Annotated in this window: 15 protein-coding genes; 7 read left to right on the forward strand and 8 right to left on the reverse strand. The window is 32.7% G+C overall.

Features of this window, described 5'->3' with window-relative positions; translation table 11 throughout:
* The first annotated feature begins 3 nt into the window (after positions 1 to 3).
* From ACVCZW_RS11015 to ACVCZW_RS11025, 3 genes are all read left to right on the forward strand, one after another.
* A complete protein-coding gene (locus tag ACVCZW_RS11015; RefSeq protein WP_452229756.1) occupies positions 4 to 198 on the forward strand; it encodes a hypothetical protein in 195 nt (64 codons plus the stop codon).
* Positions 198 to 1,487 (forward strand): hemolysin family protein, encoded by a 1,290-nt coding sequence (locus tag ACVCZW_RS11020; protein ID WP_452229757.1) that lies wholly within the window; start codon positions 198 to 200, stop codon positions 1,485 to 1,487. Before ACVCZW_RS11015 ends, ACVCZW_RS11020 begins: the two co-directional genes overlap by 1 nt.
* 315 nt (positions 1,488 to 1,802) lie before the next feature.
* The gene (locus ACVCZW_RS11025) at positions 1,803 to 3,926 is read left to right on the forward strand and encodes a peptidylprolyl isomerase (RefSeq protein WP_452229758.1); all 2,124 of its coding nucleotides are present in this window, start codon (positions 1,803 to 1,805) and stop codon (positions 3,924 to 3,926) included.
* A gap of 84 nt (positions 3,927 to 4,010) precedes the next feature.
* Here ACVCZW_RS11025 and ACVCZW_RS11030 read toward each other — a convergent pair whose 3' ends face one another.
* The 3 genes from ACVCZW_RS11030 to ACVCZW_RS11040 form a co-directional block, all read right to left on the reverse strand.
* A complete protein-coding gene (locus ACVCZW_RS11030; RefSeq protein ID WP_452232440.1) occupies positions 4,011 to 4,646 on the reverse strand; it encodes a hypothetical protein in 636 nt (211 codons plus the stop codon).
* A gap of 124 nt (positions 4,647 to 4,770) precedes the next feature.
* Positions 4,771 to 5,736 carry a GYDIA family GHMP kinase gene (locus tag ACVCZW_RS11035; protein ID WP_452232441.1) on the reverse strand — a complete coding sequence of 322 codons (966 nt, stop codon included), beginning with the start codon at positions 5,734 to 5,736 and terminating at the stop codon, positions 4,771 to 4,773.
* Positions 5,737 to 5,739: 3 nt separating this feature from the next.
* Positions 5,740 to 7,032 (reverse strand): hydroxymethylglutaryl-CoA reductase, degradative, encoded by a 1,293-nt coding sequence (locus tag ACVCZW_RS11040; RefSeq protein WP_452232442.1) that lies wholly within the window; start codon positions 7,030 to 7,032, stop codon positions 5,740 to 5,742.
* 190 nt (positions 7,033 to 7,222) lie between these two features.
* Here ACVCZW_RS11040 and ACVCZW_RS11045 point away from each other — a divergent pair, with 190 nt between their 5' ends.
* From ACVCZW_RS11045 to ACVCZW_RS11060, 4 genes are all read left to right on the forward strand, one after another.
* The gene (locus ACVCZW_RS11045; RefSeq protein WP_452232443.1) at positions 7,223 to 9,454 is read left to right on the forward strand and encodes a S9 family peptidase; all 2,232 of its coding nucleotides are present in this window, start codon (positions 7,223 to 7,225) and stop codon (positions 9,452 to 9,454) included.
* Between the two features lie 36 nt (positions 9,455 to 9,490).
* Positions 9,491 to 11,080, forward strand: a complete 1,590-nt coding sequence (locus ACVCZW_RS11050; RefSeq protein ID WP_452229763.1) for a peptide MFS transporter — start codon at positions 9,491 to 9,493, stop codon at positions 11,078 to 11,080.
* Positions 11,081 to 11,122: 42 nt separating this feature from the next.
* On the forward strand, positions 11,123 to 12,901 hold the full coding sequence (locus ACVCZW_RS11055; RefSeq protein WP_452229764.1) for a peptide MFS transporter: 1,779 nt from the start codon (positions 11,123 to 11,125) through the stop codon (positions 12,899 to 12,901).
* 74 nt (positions 12,902 to 12,975) lie between these two features.
* Positions 12,976 to 13,524, forward strand: coding sequence for a thioredoxin family protein (locus ACVCZW_RS11060; protein ID WP_452229765.1), 549 nt, complete (start codon positions 12,976 to 12,978; stop codon positions 13,522 to 13,524).
* 5 nt (positions 13,525 to 13,529) lie between these two features.
* Here the strand turns inward: ACVCZW_RS11060 and ACVCZW_RS11065 are convergent, their stop codons facing one another.
* From ACVCZW_RS11065 to surE, 5 genes are all read right to left on the reverse strand, one after another.
* Positions 13,530 to 15,566 (reverse strand): ComEC/Rec2 family competence protein, encoded by a 2,037-nt coding sequence (locus ACVCZW_RS11065; RefSeq protein ID WP_452232444.1) that lies wholly within the window; start codon positions 15,564 to 15,566, stop codon positions 13,530 to 13,532.
* Between the two features lie 58 nt (positions 15,567 to 15,624).
* The gene (locus tag ACVCZW_RS11070) at positions 15,625 to 16,188 is read right to left on the reverse strand and encodes a C40 family peptidase (RefSeq protein ID WP_452229767.1); all 564 of its coding nucleotides are present in this window, start codon (positions 16,186 to 16,188) and stop codon (positions 15,625 to 15,627) included.
* 8 nt (positions 16,189 to 16,196) lie between these two features.
* Complete coding sequence (gene lpxB, locus ACVCZW_RS11075; RefSeq protein ID WP_452229768.1) at positions 16,197 to 17,315, reverse strand: lipid-A-disaccharide synthase; 1,119 nt, start codon at positions 17,313 to 17,315, stop codon at positions 16,197 to 16,199.
* Positions 17,316 to 17,597 carry a hypothetical protein gene (locus ACVCZW_RS11080; protein ID WP_452229769.1) on the reverse strand — a complete coding sequence of 94 codons (282 nt, stop codon included), beginning with the start codon at positions 17,595 to 17,597 and terminating at the stop codon, positions 17,316 to 17,318.
* A 61-nt stretch (positions 17,598 to 17,658) separates the two neighbouring features.
* Positions 17,659 to 18,441, reverse strand: a complete 783-nt coding sequence (surE, locus tag ACVCZW_RS11085; RefSeq protein WP_452229770.1) for a 5'/3'-nucleotidase SurE — start codon at positions 18,439 to 18,441, stop codon at positions 17,659 to 17,661.
* Between the last annotated feature and the right edge of the window lie 129 nt (positions 18,442 to 18,570).

An 18,570-nucleotide genomic window follows, 5' to 3' on the forward strand; every position in this document is an offset into this window, starting at 1 on the left:
AAAATGAAAACCGCTAAGTTTTTTCAATACATATACTTGTTTTTTGCCGCATTATTTTTATACGATGCAGTAAGTAATTGGAGTGTAGACAGAAATAGAACCTATATATCTTTAGCTTTTACAGCTTTGGCTATTTTTATGTTTTTCTTCCGTAGAAAATTCAATAAAAAATTTGAAGACCATAATAACGCGAAGTAATGAGCGTATATATTGTTATTATAATTGTTTGCTTAATACTTTCCGCTTTTTTTTCAGGTATGGAAATCGCGTATGTATCTTCTAATAAAATACATATAGAAATTGAAAAAAAGCAAGACGGCTTTCTTGCCAAAATACTTTCTAAACTTACCGTAAAACCATCCAAGTTTATTGCAACCATGCTTATTGGTAACAATATCGCTTTAGTTGTTTATGGTTTTTTTATGGGAGATTTGTTAGTCCATTGGTTTCAGTCTATGTTGCCATCTAACAATAGTGTAGTAAACTATTTATTTGTAGATTTTAGTTTGTTTACACAAACCATCATTTCAACTATTGTAATACTAATAACGGCGGAGTTTTTACCTAAAGTGTTTTTTCAAATTTATGCCAATTCCTTATTAAAAATATTGGCTTTCCCTGCATATATGTTTTATATGCTTTTTACTTTTATTTCTGACTTTGTACTTTGGATTTCCGATTTTGTACTGAAAAAATTCTTTAAAACAGAAGGGGATCAAGTGCAACTAGCTTTTACTAAAGTAGAACTGGGTAATTATATTAGTGAGCAAATGGAATCTGTAGAAGAGCATGATGAGATAGATACCGAAATTCAAATCTTTCAAAATGCCTTAGAATTTGCGGAAGTAAAATCTAGAGAAGTAATGGTGCCTAGAACCGAAATTATTGCGGTAGAACTTCATGAATCTATTAAGAATCTAAATACTATTTTTACCGAAACAGGTTGCTCTAAAGTTATAGTGTATAAAGAAAATATAGATGATATTTTAGGTTATGTGCACTCCTTTGAGTTGTTTAAAAAACCAAAAACTATAAAGTCTATTATACTTCCTGTAGAGTTTGTGCCAGAAACCATGTTAATAAACGATGTGCTTAACGGATTAATAAAAAAACGTAAAAGTATAGCGGTGGTATTAGATGAATACGGAGGGACTTCTGGTATCATGACAGTAGAAGATATTGTAGAAGAACTTTTTGGTGAAATTGAGGATGAACACGATACGGTAGTTTTAATTGAAGAAAAGCTAGATGAAAATAATTATAAATTTTCAGCTAGAATAGAAGTCGATTATATAAACGAAACGTTTAAAATTAATTTGCCAGATGAAGAAAACTACGAAACTTTAGGTGGTTTAATAGTGGCACATACCGAGGAAATTCCGAAAAAAGACGAAATAGTAATCATAGAAAATTTTCAATTCACCATTTTAGAAGTTTCAAATACTAAAATAGATTTAGTAGAACTGAAGGTTTTGCAAGAAGATTAATTTTACAGTCTCCGTAATCCATTACAACTTAGATATTACATCTAACGGTTCTCTGTCTTTACCAGATGTAGTATAAACAATATCCTTTTTTTATTTGAATTATAAAAAAGAAAACAGCTTCTAGGCTTAGCAAGCGTTTTTAATATTTATTTTGAACTTGAACTTCTTAATGATAGTTTTTACTGGATAATAGATATCCGAACTCCTTTTTTAGTTCAATTTCCACTTGAAATTCATTTTATCAAAATAACCCTTTCATTATTAAATAGAAAATGGTATTTTCGCGCACTATATTGAATAAAATTTATACCAACAATGGCAATTTTAAATAACATTAGAAAACAATCATTAGTACTAATAGCAGTAATTGCTTTAGCATTATTCTCATTTGTATTAGCAGATTTGTTTAGAAACAGTGACGCACTTACAGCAAAATCACAAAATGTAGTAGCTACAATAAATGGCAAAGACATTACACGTGAGGCTTTTATGCAAAAAGTAGAAGCAATGCAACGTCAAATGGGAGGAAACGGAACGAGCACACAAGCGATGAACAACGTTTGGAACCAGGAAGTACGTCAAGCAGTTATGCAAACACAATTTGATGCTTTAGGTTTTACAGTAGAAAAAGACCAAATGCGTGATTTGTTAAGAACAAATTTATCAAATAATGCAGATTTTCAAAATGAAGCAGGTGCTTTTGATGAAAATAAAATGAACGAATACATTGCTAGCTTAAAAGAAACTTCTTCTATAGCTTACCAACAATGGATTGATTATGAAGAAGGAGTAGCTTCTAATGCACTGAACCAAAACTATGTGAATATGGTTAAAGCAGGAATGGTTGGTACACTTGCTGAAGGAGAATTACAACATAAATTAGAAGGAGATCTAAGAGATATCAAATTTATTCAGGTTCCTTTTTCTTCTATCGTAGATAGTACCGTTACGGTTTCTAATAGTGATATTACAAACTATATGAATAGCCACGTAAAGCAATATACTGTGGAAGCTTCTAGAAATATTAATTATGTGCAGTTTCTTGAAGTTGCATCTCTTGAAGATGAAAATGCTATCCAGAAAAACTTAACCAATCTTTTTAAAGATCAAGTGGTATATAATGAGGTTACAAAAAGAAATGATACGGTTTTAAGTTTCTTAAAAGCAAAAGACAACGAAGCATTTGTAAATGCAAATTCAGATATTAAATTTGATAATCGTTTTATTAAGAAATCAGATTTACCTGTAGCGGTTGCAGATACTATTTTTAATTTAAATGTAGGTGAAGTATTTGGTCCTTATAAGGATGCCAACAACTTTAAGATTTCTAAAGTGGTTGCTGTAACACAAATGCCAGATTCTGTAAAAGCAAGACATATACTATTACCTTTTATTGGATCTCGTTCTGCAACAGCAGAAACAGTACAAACAAAAGAGCAAGCTAAAGTAACGGCAGATAGTATTATGAACGTGGTTAAATCTTCGCCATCTAAATTTGTTAGCTTATTAGATTTTTCAGCAGATAAAGTAAGTAATGAGAAAGAAGGAGTTTTAGATTGGTTTACGTACAACGCTATGGTTCCAGAATTTAGAGATTTTTCTTTTGAAAACAAAACAGGTGATTTTGGTGTAGTTGAAACTACTTTTGGATATCATATTATTGAAATCTTAGGGCAAAAGAATATGCAACGTACTATTAAAGTAGGAACGATTGCTAGAAAAATTGAGCCTAGTGAAAATACAATTTCTAAAGTATTTAGAGATGCTGCTAGTTTTGAAAACGCTGTAGCAAACGGTAAATTTCAAGATATAGCTAAAGAAAGTAACTTTGTTGTTCGTCCTGTAGACGGAATCAAAGTTTTAGATGAAAATATTCCTGGTTTAAATAGCCAAAGAGCAATTGTTCGTTGGGCATTTGAAGCAGATGCAGAAGTTGGTGATGTTAAAAAATTCCCGATATCTAATGGTTTTGCAGTGGTGCAATTAACTGCTAAAAACAAAGCAGGTTTAATGAATACACAAAATGCATCTGTTACTGCTTTACCAGCAATACGTAAAGCTAAAAAAGCAGACATGATTAAAAGTAGAATTTCTGCAACAACGTTAGAAGATCTTGCAAGTGCAGAAGGACAAACAGTAAGAACTGCTTTAGCAATTAATATGAAAACACCAACAGTTTCTGGTGTTGGTAGAGAGCCTAAAGTTGTAGGTGCTGCTTTTGGTTTGAAAGAAGGAGAAACTTCTAAGTTAATTGTTGGTGAAAACGGTGTGTATATGGTACAAGTAACTAAAGCTACTCCTGCAGTAGAATTAGCAAACTACCAATCTTTTGCTAACCAAGTAGGACAACAAAAACAAATGGCAATAGATTCTAGATTATATACTGCTTTAAAAGATGCTTCTACTATTGAAGATAACAGAGCAAATACAGTGCAGTAATAAACTTACATTATAAAATATAAAAGCCCTTTTAGAGAAATCTAAAAGGGCTTGTTTTTTGTCATCGGACACTTGTTTCAATATCTATTTCAATTTTCTTTTCCAATATAGAATGTAAATCGTGCCCAGAAGAGAAGGCAAGATCCAAGAAAGGATACTTCCTATTCCTAATCCTGCCACTATAAACGCCGTAATAGATGCTATGAATGCTCCAATCATTTTTCCTACATGATTTGTCAGCCAGCCGTTTTTAGAGCCTCTACAGTTTTTATAGAAGATAAAATCTCTGATGGTTAATAGAAGTCCGAAACCACCAAAAAAGAGATAAAGGATATTTCCTGTGATTCCTTTAAATAAGCCATAAAATCCAAATAAGATCATCGTTATAGAAAGGACTAACATGCCACCCGAAATAATTTTATCTAGTGGTTTTGGAGCTAGCTTCCTTTTAGATTTAAAGGTCAGTATTTGGTTTCCAGAGAGTACTAAATAAATAGTAAATAGACCTATTAAACAAAGAAAGGTGTTTTTGTGATTCGGCAATAATGAAATGGGAATAGAGATTAAAGAACTGATTAACATGCCTATGGAAAATGATTTCCCCAATCTTTTATGTGGAACGCTACCTTTTTTTACCAATATACTACCTAATCCGGAGATTAACCCTAGTCCGCCAAAAAACGCATGTATATAAATGAAAATTTTAATTATTTCTTCCATGAGATCTTGTTTATGACAACAAGGTGAAATTAGGAATGAAATGAAGGGTCTATAAAAGTAAATTTCTGAAGTGTCGTTTTTAAACGATAGAATGTAAAACAACTGTTTTAGTGATGAAGTAGTGTTAAAAAGTACTAGAAACCATTTCATCAAACTTTAAAATAGTAGGAAAACCTTTATTCTTAAAGTAGTCTGTCGGATTCGTTTGAGAAGCCACTAAAACAAAATCTCCTCCCCAAGCACCAAGACTTTTAATACTTCCATTAAAGTCCTTAAAAAGCATTTCTTTAACGGGCTTTAATTGTATTATTTTAGCAATGATTTGCTCGTGTTTACCCATTAGTAAATCGAAAGCTTCTAGGGTTTTGCAAGTAATAATAGCTTCGGTTATTTTATTTATGGCTGCAATAGTTTCATCTAGATTAGTAGTGTTCTTTTTGTATTGCGCAATACCATCGCGACTATTTTGTTTTTTGTTTAAATGCACAAAATAGAGATGTTCCTTGAAAATAGGATTAAATAATACGAGGTTAATATTTCTGCTGTCACTCTTAGCTAGTTCGCCATCATTATGAGTTTGTCGAGAAATCTCCTGATTTAGTTGGTACGTAATTGCATCATCATGTTGCGCACAAGCAATATCATAACCACTGCCACCAAACGTTTTTTCTAAAAGTTGGTAGGCGTCTACTTCAGCCCAATTTGCAATATTATTGATTAATGTAGAAGAAGTGCCAAGTCCCCAGTTTTTTGGAAACTCTAATAGCGTTGTTATTTTGTAGCCTTTCTTGTCCTTTAAAAATTCCGGATTGAGTTGTTGAGTAGCCTGAAGTATTTCTAAAAGTCTGTTCGTTATCTCGTTGTCCTTTTGAGCTGGGCGCGAAATCTCATTATTGTAAATATCAAATGCGGTTTCACACCAAACATTCCCTTTTTCATCGAAACTTTCCCAAATTATTTTAGGCGCTTCAATTTCTTCAACAACTAAACTTTGTCCATATTTTGTTGGTACAGCAAGTGCTAGTGCACCATCCAGAACTACATATTCTCCGGTAAGTAATAATTTTCCGCTGCTATAGAAAGTTTGCATGTATTATTTTTTCAATCTTAAATTATTAAAAGCTTCTACAACGGCACTATGTGTTACAGTGTTTGTTTTAAAATGATGTACAATCGTTTCTTTTTCTGCTTCCGTAGCTTCCATTTGGTTCAAGATATTCATCAAGTGCATTTTCATGTGGCCTTCTTGAATTCCTGTTGTGGTTAAAGAACGTAAAGCACCAAAATTTTGTGCCAATCCAGCTACGGCAACTATTTGCATCAATTCTCTAGCACTTGGTTTATGTAATAATTCTAAAGCCAGTTTCACTAAAGGATGCAAATTGGTTAATCCGCCAACGGTTCCTAATGCTAAAGGGATTTCCATCCAAAAGGTAAATACGCCATTTTCAATTTTAGCATGAGTCAAGCTACTGTATTTTCCATTTCTAGCAGCATACGCATGCACTCCAGCTTCTACAGCTCTAAAATCATTTCCGGTAGCTAAAACCACGGCATCAATACCATTCATAATACCTTTATTATGTGTAACAGCGCGATATGGTTCTACTTCTGCAATACGAACTGCTTGTACAAACTTTTCAGCATCAAAATCGTCTTTTGGTAAATCTTCTAATTTGCAACTTACTTCTGCGCGAACTAAACAATCTGGAACGTAATTAGACAAAATACTCATTACAATTTCTATGGTGTCTTGTAATTGTTTTTCCGCTTCCGCTTTAAACGTTTTTGCAAACTGCTCTAAACAAGAATTTATAAAATTCGCTCCCATGGCATCTTGTGTTTCAAAGGTTGCATGCAATTGGTAGTAACCAGGGATGGCTTCAGTTTTATCTTTTAAAATAATATCTAAAACACCACCACCACGTTTTTCCATATTCTTGGTAATTGGTTTTACCTCTGTAATAATTTGTGTTTTAACTTTGTTAAAAAAGCGTTCTAGTGTTTTGAAATCTCCAGAATACATAAAATGTACTTGTCCGATTTTAGTGGTAGAAAGTACCTTTGTTTTAAAACCTCCATGTGCTAACCAAAATTTAGCAGCTTTACTAGCAGCAGCAACGACAGAACTTTCTTCAATGGCCATTGGTATGGTGTGCATTTTGCCATTTATTAAAAAATTAGGCGCAACACCAAATGGTAAATAATAGTTGGTTATGGTGTTTTCTATAAACTCATCATGTAAGTTTTGTAGTGCTATATTGGAATTCCAATATTGCTTTATGATTTTTTTAGCTTCGTCCTTATTTGAAAAATAAGTTTCAATAATCCAATCTATTTTTTTAGATTTAGTTAATTTAGAAAAGCCAGAAATAGGTGCACTCATGTACTATGTTTTTGTAACACAAAGATAGTATTCCCATTTTTAATGGTTTTCATTTAAGTCACTTAAGTTTTTGTAACTTAAAACCGAAGCTATTTTAAGTATTTACAACCTCAATTTACTGTTAATGTTTACGGTTTTTTGCTTATTTTTTAGTAAACTTGACATTCAATTCATAAAATCATTATTTTTAATGCGAACTTTTAAATTCTTCCTATTTAGTTGCTTTTTAATAACAGCGATTTCTACTACCGCACAAACCAAAAATATTTCACTTGAAGATATCTGGAATGGATCTTTTAGAACCGAAAGAATGGATGCTTTGCATTCTATGAAAAACGGACAACAATATTCTGTTTTAAATTTCGATAGAGATTCAAAAATCACAACTATAGATGTTTACGATTATAAGACATTAAGTAAAGTGAATACTTTGGTAAGCTCTTCAGACATTGAAGCGATACCTTATTTTACAGATTATACATTTAGTGATGATGAAACCAAAATTGTTTTAGCTACAGATGTAGAGTCTATTTTTAGACGATCTACACTAGGTAAATTTTATGTGTATGATACCAAAGACGGTTCGGTTACTTTAATAGCTGAAGAAAAAATACAAGAACCAACCTTTTCTCCAGATGCTACTAAAGTGGCTTATGGTTTAAATAATAACTTATATGTGAAAGATTTAGTTTCTGGTACAACGAAACAAATCACTTTTGATGGCGAAAAGAATAAAATTATTAATGGTATTACCGATTGGGTTTACGAAGAAGAATTTGGATTTGTTCGTGCTTTCGAGTGGAATGCCGCTAGTGATAGAATAGCATTTATAAGATTTGATGAAACAGATGTTCCAGAATTTTCAATGGATGTTTACGGTACTGCTTTATACCAAACACAACAAGTTTTTAAATACCCAAAAGCGGGTGAGAAAAATGCGGTTGTTTCTTTGTACTTATACGATTTGAAATCGAATAAAGCTTCCGAAGTAAAATTAGATAAAGCATACAACGATTTTTATATTCCTAGAATAAAATGGACGAATGAAGCAAATGTCTTAAGTGCGCAATACATGAATAGACATCAAAATGAATTGGATCTTTGGATGATTGATGCTAAAAAGGACAAGGCAACTTTGGTATTAGCCGAAAAAGATAAAGCCTATGTAGATGTAACCGATAATCTTACTTTTTTAAAGGATGATAGCTTTATTTGGACTAGCGAAAAAGATGGATACAACCACATTTATCATTATGATAAAAACGGAAAACTTATCAATCAAATCACCAAAGGAAACTGGGAAGTAACCAGCTATTATGGTTTTGATGAAAAAACGAATGCAATCTATTACCAATCGGTAGAAAATGGTTCTATAAATAGAGATGTGTATAGAATAGATTTAAGTGGTATAAATAAAACGCGATTAACCAAAAGCATAGGTACAAATAATGCTTCGTTTAGTGCCGATTTCACTTACTTCATTAATACGTTTTCTAACGCAACAACACCTCCAGAATATACGCTAAACAATGCTGCAACAGGAGATTTAGTAAAAAGTATAAAAGATAATGACGCACTTGCTAAAAAAATATTAGACTATACCACTTCTAAAAAAGAATTTTCTACCATTAAGGTAAATGGTAACGATTTAAACATGTGGATGATTAAACCCGCAGATTTTGATGCTACTAAAGAATATCCATTATTTATGTATCAATATTCTGGCCCAGGATCACAACAGGTTGCAAACCGTTGGAATGGCGCTAATGATTATTGGTACCAACATTTAGCACAACAAGGATATATTGTTGCTTGTGTAGATGGAAGAGGAACAGGATTTAAAGGGGCCGACTTTAAAAAAGTAACACAAAATGAATTAGGTAAATACGAGGTAGAAGACCAAATAGAAGCTGCAAAACAATTAGGAACAAGATCTTATATTGATGCGTCAAGAATTGGAATTTGGGGTTGGAGTTATGGTGGCTTTATGAGTAGTAATGCATTGTTTAAAGGAAACGATGTATTTAAAATGGCTATTGCCGTTGCTCCGGTAACTAGCTGGAGATTCTACGATTCTATTTATACCGAACGTTATATGACTACGCCTCAGGAAAACGCAAGTGGTTATGATGAAAATTCCCCAATAAATCATGTAGATAAATTAAAAGGAGACTTTTTATTAATTCATGGTACCGGAGATGATAACGTACATTTACAAAACACGATGCGAATGGTGGAAGCTTTAATACAAGCAGATAAGCAGTTTGAATGGATGGTGTATCCAGACAAGAACCATGGTATTTATGGCGGAAACACAAGATTGCATTTGTATAAAAAAATGACAAACTTTATTAATGACAAGCTTGGTGATAAATTACCAAAGGCAGAAACGAAAGAAGTACAAAAAAATATTAAAGGATAAACTAACTAACTAACTAACTAACTAAAATAAATAAACATGGAATATAAATTTGGAGGTTCTGCAGAGAACCAGAAAACAGTTTTAGGACATCCTGCAGGATTGTTCGTGCTTTTCTTTACCGAAATGTGGGAACGTTTTTCTTATTATGGAATGCGTGCTTTATTAGTGCTGTTTTTAGTATCTACTATATTAGATGGTGGCTGGGAATGGAGTAGAGCAGATGCATTGGTTCTTTATGGATGGTACACAGGACTGGTTTATTTAACCCCAATTATTGGAGGTTTTATAGCAGATAAATTTATGGGGTATCGAAGAGCTGTTGTTCTTGGAGCCTTTATTATGACCTTAGGTCATGCTTCCATGGCATTAGAAGGAATTACATCTATGTTTTTCTATGCTGGATTAACGTGCTTAATTATTGGAAATGGTTTTTTTAAGCCAAATATTTCTTCCATGGTAGGTCAATTATATAAAACACAAGGAAAAGAGAAAGATGGTGGTTATACTATTTTCTATATGGGAATTAATGCAGGTGCTTTTTTAGGTATCTTATTATGTGGATACATTGGAGAAAATATAGGATGGCATTTTGGTTTTGGACTTGCTGGAATTTTTATGTTTTTAGGAATGTTACAATTTTATTTCACACAAAAGATTTTTGGAAAAATTGGATTATCACCAAAACAAACGGAAGATTTTGAAGAGGTTATAGAACATAGTGTTGAAAAATTAGAGCATGATATTGAAGACGTTGTTGTAGAAGCAGAAAATTCGAAAGTAGTAAGAGATAGAATGTTTGTGATTGGAGTCTTTTCTTTATTTGTAGTGTTTTTCTGGTGGGCTTTTGAACAAGCAGGTGGTTCGATGACCGTTTTTGCAGCAGATTATACCGATAGAGCTTTGGTTGGTAGTGCGGCGATGACTTTTAAAATAGTAAATACCATAATAACAGTAGTGCCAATGTTGGTAATAACCTATGTTTTAGCAATGCTGTTTAAACAAACATTTAGCAAGTACTCTTTAGCTAATATCTTATTAGGTTTAAGTTTTGTAATTATTTGGATCATCGTAATTTGGATGTTAAATAGAGAATTTCAATCGGATGCAACAGAAGTTCCTGCATCATGGTTCTCTGTATTAAACTCTTTATTTATTATCTTATTTGCACCATTGTTTTCTAAACTTTGGGAAAGTAAATTAAATCCTTCAGGACCAGTTAAGTTTGCAATAGGTTTACTATTAGTAGGTTTAGGATTTGGAATCTTGGCTTATGGAGCTTCTGCAATTCCTGATGGAGCAAAAACAGCTTCTGTAAGTTTAATATTCTTAGTTGGTGCCTATTTCTTGCATACCATGGGAGAACTTTGTGTTTCACCAGTTGGGTTGTCTTACGTGAGTAAATTAGCACCGGTTAAATTAGTTAGTTTGATGTTTGGTATTTGGTTTACAGCCAATTTCTTTGCCAACCTTTTGGGAGGTTTTACAGGAAGTTATATCGATCCAATTTCAGAAGAATATGGTCTATCCAATTTCTTTTTGATATTTACGGTAATTCCAATAGCCGCAGCTGTAATTATGTTACTATTAAGCCCAATGCTTAAAAGAAAAATGCACGGCATTGAGTAAGCGGTTATTTTTATACTAAAAAGTGAACTAAACTATATATAAATGAATACAGATATTGAAAATCTATTTAAAGACAAAGTAATTGGGCATCCAGCTGGATTATTTGTGTTGTTTTTTACGGAAATGTGGGAACGTTTTTCATTTTACGGAATGCGTATTCTTCTAGTATTATTTTTAACAGCTCCTTTAATAGGTGATAACCCTGGTTGGGAATGGCCAAGAGAACACGCATTGGCATTAATTGGTACCTATGCATCCCTTTTATATTTAACGCCAATTGTTGGTGGTTGGGTTGCAGATAAGATTACTGGGTATAAATGGGCAGTTATAATTGGTTGTTTTATCATGATGCTAGGTCACGCTGCTATGGTTTTTGAAACGCGATTTACGCTGTATTTAGGTTTAGCACTATTGGTTATTGGTACTGGTTTTTTTAAACCTAACGTAACTTCTATGATTTCTGAAATGTATAAAGGCAAAGAATCTAAAAAAGATGGCGCATACACCATATTTTATATGGGTGTGAATGCTGGAGCCTTTTTTGGTATGATGCTTTGTGGTTATTTGGCCGAAAATATTGGATGGTCTTGGGGATTTGGTCTTGCAGGAATTTTTATGTTTTTAGGAATGTTACAATTCTGGTTAGCTAAAGATTTATTTGGACAAATTGGTGAAAAGCCTTCTAAGGTTTATGAAGTAGAATTACCGCAAAATATCAATGAAGTTAGTCCTACAGAACATAATCCAACAGAAGAGAAATTAAACCCTTTCACAGGAGTAGATAAAATTCTAATAATCCTTTCTGCTTTAGGAGGGCTTTTATATCTATTTAATGATCCAATGTCTAAAGTTGGGGATGTGAATCTTTTAGATTTTAGTATTGGTGGTTTAGAAGGTTCTAACGTTACCATTCTAACGGCTTTAGTCTTATTTTTATATTTAATTATTACAAGAATTTCAAGATATTCAAAAATTATAAGAGACAAAATTATTGCAGTTTCTATTTTTGGGGTCTTTACGGTATTTTTCTTCGCAGCTTTTGAACAGTCTTTAGGGTCTATGACTATTTTTGCTAGAGATTATACAGATAGAGTTTTAATAGGTTCTTCTGCAATGATATTTAAAATTGTAGATTTAATTTTAACGGTAGGACCTCTAGCTATTATTACTTGGGTTTTATATTTATTATTCCAAAAAACATATTCCAAAATACCGTTTTCCAATATTATTTTAGCAATCGCATTTCTAGCACTTTGGGGAATAGTAATTTGGAAAGTGAACAGAGAGTTTAGTAAAGACGCAACAGAAGTAGGAGCATCTTGGTTTGGTATTTTAAACTCCTTCTTTATTATTACTTTGGCACCTTTATTTTCTAAATGGTGGGAAAGTAAATACAATCCTTCTGCTGCCATGAAATATGGTTTAGGTCTTATCCTTTTAGGTTTAGGTTTTGGCGTATTAGTTATGGGAACCATGGGAATTGAACAAGGAGCACAAACAGCCTCTGTTAGTATGTTCTTTCTAATATTTGCGTACTTATTTCATACCATGGGAGAACTTTGTATTTCACCTGTCGGATTGTCTTATTTAAGTAAACTAGTACCAGGGAGAATGATTGGTTTTATGTTTGGTATTTGGTATCTAGCAATTGCTATCGGGCAAAAAGCAGCGGGGACAATGGGAGGAATGATTGATAAAATTTCGGAAGAACATGGTTTATCCACTTTCTTTTTAATTTTTACACTAGTACCAATTGCAGTTGGTCTAGTTTCTATAGTTTTAAACCCTATTCTTAAAAGATTAATGCATAACGTGAAATAATTTGTAATTTTGGAATAGTCTTTGAGACTGTAATTCTGAAAATATACAATTCATAATTAAGTTATTTATATACAATGAAAAATTTAGCACTTACACTTTTATTCGCAGTTTTAACCGTTGGATCTATTACTGCACAAGACATTAATTGGGTTTCTTTTGAGGAAGCTTTAGAACTTCAAAAGAAAGAACCTAAAAAAATCCTGATGGACATGTATACCGAATGGTGTGGACCATGTAAAATGTTGGATAAAAATACTTTTCAAAATAAGGAAGTTGCTGCCTATGTAAATAAAAATTTCTATGCAGTAAAATTTAATGCAGAAGGTAATGCCGTTGCGAACTATAAAGGGAAAGAATATACAAATCCTAATTATGATCCGGCTAAAGCAAAGAGACGTAATAGCGCACATCAATTGGCTAGATTTTTTCAAGTAAACGCGTATCCTACTATTGTATACCTAGATGAAAAGGCCGAACTGATTGCTCCTATTAAAGGATATCAAACGCCAGTTCAGATAGAGCTGTATTTAAAGATGTTTGCAAGTGATGACTATAAAGAACTAAGTACGCAAGACGCATTTGATGCATATTATTTAGCATTTAAACCAGAATTTAAAGGTTAGATTTGTCATTCTGAATTTGTTTTAGAATTTAATATAAAAGCTCCCTTTTTGCCAGTTTGGTGAAATGGGAGCTTTCTTTTTTTACAGGTCTTTTCCCATCGTGCTACATACGATTTGTAATTACTGCCATCTGCAATAATGGCTTTTGGTTTTAAAGAGTCAATCAGCCTTTCTAGATTTATTTTTGGCGAATTATGCAATAATACATAATCGGGTTTTATGCTTTTAATGGTATAAATACCAAGGCTATCTACTAATAGAATTTTTTTGTTTTGGAAGAAAAAGAGATCTTGTAATGTGTCTGTTGTAGTAGATTCAACATAGTTTGCTGTAGCAAAAGTGACTAAGGTTTTGTTGCTTGTAATGGAATCTAAATTATGAAAAATCTTCAGCATTTTGTTGCGTTTTAAACCTATAACTGTATTTCTGCTTTTATGAAAAACAATAAAGGCATCCTTGCTATTTTCGTATTTAGTATACATAATTGCTATTTGAAAACTTAATATCGAAAGACATAAAAACACCAAAGAGTAGAAGCTCTTCTTTACATATATTCGTACCAACGCTAAGAGGATTAAATACGAAGTAAGCACATAAAGGATATTAAAAGAAATCCCTTGAAATAGGAACTGTTCTTTACTCGCAATCCATTCAAAAAAAGTATTCATGAAACGTATGATACTTCCGAAGCCATCTGCAATAAATTGCGGCAATGCATGTAATAATGCCAAAATTATAACCAAAATTCCACTTGTTAAAATAATTCCTATCAACGGAATAACCACAATATTAGACAACCAAAACAATCCAGGAAACTGATGAAAATAAAACAAACTAATGGGCAGAACTCCAAATTGTGCAGCGATAGTTACCGTGGTAATTTGCCAAAGCTTGTCCGCTAGCCAAAACCGAGGTTTCCAAATTTTATAAAGTATTGGCTGAATAGCAACAATGGCAAGTACAGCCATATAACTTAATTGAAACCCAACATCAAACAAAAACAAAGGTTTAAATAGTAGAATGAAAAAAATCGAAATTGCCAATGTATTATATATGTTGCTTGGGCGTTTTAAGTGCATTCCAATGGCAACGATACTAAACATAGTTGCAGCTCTAATAATAGAAGCAGAAGCGCCAGCAAGAAGTGCATAGCACCAAAGTAGGATTAGAATGATAATCGTTTTTACCAGTTTGCCCTTTTTTATGCTTTCTAAAGGTTTAAAAAGTGTGTTTAGTAGCAGTAGTAAAATCCCAACATGCAAACCAGAAACGGCAAGAATGTGAATAGCGCCAGCATTTACATAATTGGTGTACACACCTGTACTAATACTTTGTCTTTGTCCTAAAATTAATGCGTTAATAATAGATAGCTCGTCGGGTTTAAAAGGATACTTTTTAAGTTGTTTGTTTATTGTATTTCTTAATAAACTAGCATAACCAATTAGCGTGTGTTTGGTATCGCTTACGCGGAATAGATTTTCCGTTTTAGCATATATTTGATGATAGATATATTGCTTTTCTAGATAGTTTTTATAATCGAATTGATTGGGATTCAAAGTCTGTGAAATTTCCTGAAAACCTTCCGTTGTAATTAAGATTTCGTCTACTTCTAGTTTCTTCTGAAGACTATCCTTTTTGATATTTAGTAGCGCTTTCCCGGTAACCGATTCGTCTTCCGCTTTAAGAATATCTACAACATATTTAGTGTTATAATTACCAGGTTTTAAAACTTCCTTTATCCGAAATGTGATTTGCTTTGGTGTGTTTTTTAAATGCGTATAGTGCTTTTTAAAATGTTTTGGATTATGCATATTTGTGCTTACTATTCCAATAGAAATAGTGGTGAAACATACCAAAACGCCAAACCAAATGGTTTTGATAAATTGTTTTCTAGAAAGGAATAGGGAAATAGTTAATAGTAAAAAATGGAGAAGCGCATTATACAAAGACCAGGTTAAAGGAATTACAATGGAATAGGCTAAAACAATTCCTATACATAGACAAGCGCTTAGTTTGATGACGGTAAAATTTAGAATTCGCATATATAAATATAGTAAATAATCTATATTTATAGCGAAAATATTCTACATTAGAAAAATGCTACAATATTCGTCTAGCTTGTACATAAGATAAATACCAATAGCGTTCTGCCAGGTTAGAAACCATAACGCCTTTACTTGATGACGCATGAATAAACTCCACATAGCCAACTCTTGCTGTAGTTACAATCCCAACATGGTTTACTTTTCGGCTGTTCTTTTTCGTAGCAAAAAATAGCAAATCACCTTCTTGTACTTCTTTGAGATCTATCCAATCACCAGTGGTAGATAAACCGTGGGTGGTTCTAGGAAGTGTAATGGCTTCTTTTTTAAACGAAGTATATATTAAACCAGAACAATCCATTCCTTTTTTGGTTGTTCCTCCATATTTGTATTTTACACCTTCAAAAGTTTTAGCATAATCTATAATGCTTTCTACATTTGCATTGCTTTTTGTAGTAACAGTATTAGTAGTCGCCGTTTTTGTAGTTGATTTTTTAGGAGTTTTCTTTTTAGTAACTGTTTTTGTTGTTCGTGTTTTTTTGGTAACAACACGTTTGTTTTTACTGGATTTACAAGCGGAAAAGGAAATTAAAAGAATAAGAATTAGGGCAATTTTTTTCATGTACAAATTTAAGTGTTTGGTGATAAAGCTTTATAAATAAGTTTAGCGGTTTTCTCACTTGCACCTCTTCCTCCAAGCTCTTTTTCTAATTCGTAATAGCTCATAAAGAATTTAGTTCTATGGTATTCGTCTAAAATAACGTCTAATTCTTTTTTAAGCCTTTTGGTGTTAAAATCATTTTGAATCAATTCAGTAACCACTTCTTTATTCATAATTAAATTGACCAAAGAAATATATTTTAGTGTGATGATACGTTTTCCAATTTGATAGGAAAGCCAACTCCCTTTATAACAAACAACTTGTGGTACTTTAAACAGTGCAGTTTCTAGTGTTGCAGTTCCAGAAGTAACTAAAGCAGCAGTAGATACGCTAAGTAAATCGTATGTTTTATTAGAAATAAAAGTAACATTTTTAGTGGTTATAAATTGCGAGTAAAAACTATAATCCTGACTTGGTGCGCCAGCAATTACAAATTGATAATCCGGATAGTCGCTAACCAAACTAAGCATTACCGAAAGCATTTTCTTAATTTCTTGTTTTCTACTCCCTGGAAGTAATGCAATTATAGGTTTGTCGTTGAGTTGGTGTTCTTTTCGAAAGGTGTATTCATCTACTTGCGTTCTGTTGGCAATAGCATCAATTAAAGGATGTCCAACAAAATTCACCTTGTAGTTGTGCTTTTTATAGAAATCTTCTACAAACGGAAGAATAACATACATAGCATCTACATATTTTTTTATTTTTTCAACGCGTTTCGCTCTAGACGCCCAAACTTGTGGAGAAATATAATAGTGTGTTTTAAAATGTTGTTCTTTTGCCCATTTCGCGATGCGTAAATTAAAACCAGAATTATCAATAAAAATAACAACATCTGGTTTGTAACTAGCAATGTCTTTTTTGCATAAGCTAATCGCTTTAAATATAGAGTTTATATTTAAAAGTACTTCTGCAAAACCCATGAAAGCTCTTTCTTTGTAGTGCTTTACTAAAGTACCACCAACACTTTGCATAAGGTCTCCTCCCCAGAATCTAAATTCGGCATGTACATCTTCTTTCTGTAATGCTTTCATTAAATTCGAGCCATGTAAATCGCCCGAAGCTTCTCCTGCAATAATGTAATACTTCATTTATATAAATTTAAAAAGAAGGGTTAAGATTGCTATACATATGGTAGCGATAAGTACGCCTTTTGCGCGATTATCTTGTTTTCTGCTTAAAAAGAAAAAGAACGCAATAAGGTTTAAAATAGCACCTAAACTGATGAGTTTACCAATAAAATCTTGTGCATTAGCCGTTTCAATAGCTTCCATGAAACCGCCTCCTTGACCTAATACTTTAGTCGCAATAAATAAACCTATAATGTTGGCAATAAAACCAACTACTAACCCAATTGTAATATCTTTTTTCATCTTTAGTTTCCGCGAAAGCGGTATTCTCTTTTTTGTTTTCCACGAAAGTGGCATTAATTTTTTACTGTTTTAGGCTAAAGTCCCACGTGTTTAATTTTTGTATACTATGATGCGCTGTTAAATCAAATTGCACAGGCACCACAGAAATATAACCATTTTGTAAAGCCCATTCATCGGTATCTTCTCCTTTGTCTAAATTAACAAATTTTCCGGTAAGCCAATAATATTCTTTGCCTTGCGGACTAATTCTTTTATCAAATTTTTCGACCCAATTTGCTTTTGCTTGTCTGCAAATTCGTACTCCTTTTATAGCTTTTTTTTCTAGTTTTGGGAAATTTACATTCAAAACAACACCTTCTTGCAAACCATTTTCTAAAACATTTAGTGCAATATTTTTGGCATATTCTTTAATCGCTTCAAAGTCTGCATTCCAATTAAAATCTAATAAGGAAAATCCAATAGATGGTACACCTTCTAATCCTGCTTCAATAGCAGCACTCATGGTGCCAGAGTAAATTACATTGATAGAAGAGTTAGAACCATGATTAATACCAGAAACGCACAAGTCTGGTCTTCGGTCTAATATTTCGCTAATTCCTAATTTTACACAATCTGCAGGTGTGCCAGAACAACTGTATTCTTTTTGGTCGCCATTGTCAATAGTTACTTGTTCTAAATGTAATGTAGAATCTAGAGTAATAGCGTGACCCATTCCACTTTGCGGACTATCGGGAGCAACAACCACAACGTCACCTATGGTATTCATCACTTCAATTAATGCGCGTAGTCCGGGAGCAGTTATGCCATCATCATTGGTTACTAATATTAGCGGTTTTTTTGTCATGTAGCGTCCTTTTTTTTGCTATGCTAAAATACATATTTTATACAGCTTATTCGGCATATTTACGGTTTAACAAAAAATTAGTACCTATTCGTTTTAATTGGCACAGTTTTTTCTTTAAATTAGTGAATT

Source organism: Lacinutrix sp. MEBiC02595, from assembly GCF_053601555.1.

Bases quoted from the DNA above. Each gene is read 5' to 3' on its own strand.
- ACVCZW_RS11025 (WP_452229758.1), top strand. From the start codon at position 1,803: ATGGCAATTTTAAATAACATTAGAAAACAATCATTAGTACTAATAGCA.
- ACVCZW_RS11040 (WP_452232442.1), bottom strand. From the start codon at position 7,032: ATGAGTGCACCTATTTCTGGCTTTTCTAAATTAACTAAATCTAAAAAA.
- ACVCZW_RS11080 (WP_452229769.1), bottom strand. From the start codon at position 17,597: ATGAAAAAAGATATTACAATTGGGTTAGTAGTTGGTTTTATTGCCAAC.
- ACVCZW_RS11070 (WP_452229767.1), bottom strand. From the start codon at position 16,188: ATGAAAAAAATTGCCCTAATTCTTATTCTTTTAATTTCCTTTTCCGCT.
- ACVCZW_RS11020 (WP_452229757.1), top strand. From the start codon at position 198: ATGAGCGTATATATTGTTATTATAATTGTTTGCTTAATACTTTCCGCT.
- lpxB (WP_452229768.1), bottom strand. From the start codon at position 17,315: ATGAAGTATTACATTATTGCAGGAGAAGCTTCGGGCGATTTACATGGC.
- ACVCZW_RS11015 (WP_452229756.1), top strand. From the start codon at position 4: ATGAAAACCGCTAAGTTTTTTCAATACATATACTTGTTTTTTGCCGCA.
- ACVCZW_RS11055 (WP_452229764.1), top strand. From the start codon at position 11,123: ATGAATACAGATATTGAAAATCTATTTAAAGACAAAGTAATTGGGCAT.
- ACVCZW_RS11065 (WP_452232444.1), bottom strand. From the start codon at position 15,566: ATGCGAATTCTAAATTTTACCGTCATCAAACTAAGCGCTTGTCTATGT.
- ACVCZW_RS11045 (WP_452232443.1), top strand. From the start codon at position 7,223: ATGCGAACTTTTAAATTCTTCCTATTTAGTTGCTTTTTAATAACAGCG.
- ACVCZW_RS11060 (WP_452229765.1), top strand. From the start codon at position 12,976: ATGAAAAATTTAGCACTTACACTTTTATTCGCAGTTTTAACCGTTGGA.
- ACVCZW_RS11030 (WP_452232440.1), bottom strand. From the start codon at position 4,646: ATGGAAGAAATAATTAAAATTTTCATTTATATACATGCGTTTTTTGGC.
- ACVCZW_RS11050 (WP_452229763.1), top strand. From the start codon at position 9,491: ATGGAATATAAATTTGGAGGTTCTGCAGAGAACCAGAAAACAGTTTTA.
- ACVCZW_RS11035 (WP_452232441.1), bottom strand. From the start codon at position 5,736: ATGCAAACTTTCTATAGCAGCGGAAAATTATTACTTACCGGAGAATAT.
- surE (WP_452229770.1), bottom strand. From the start codon at position 18,441: ATGACAAAAAAACCGCTAATATTAGTAACCAATGATGATGGCATAACT.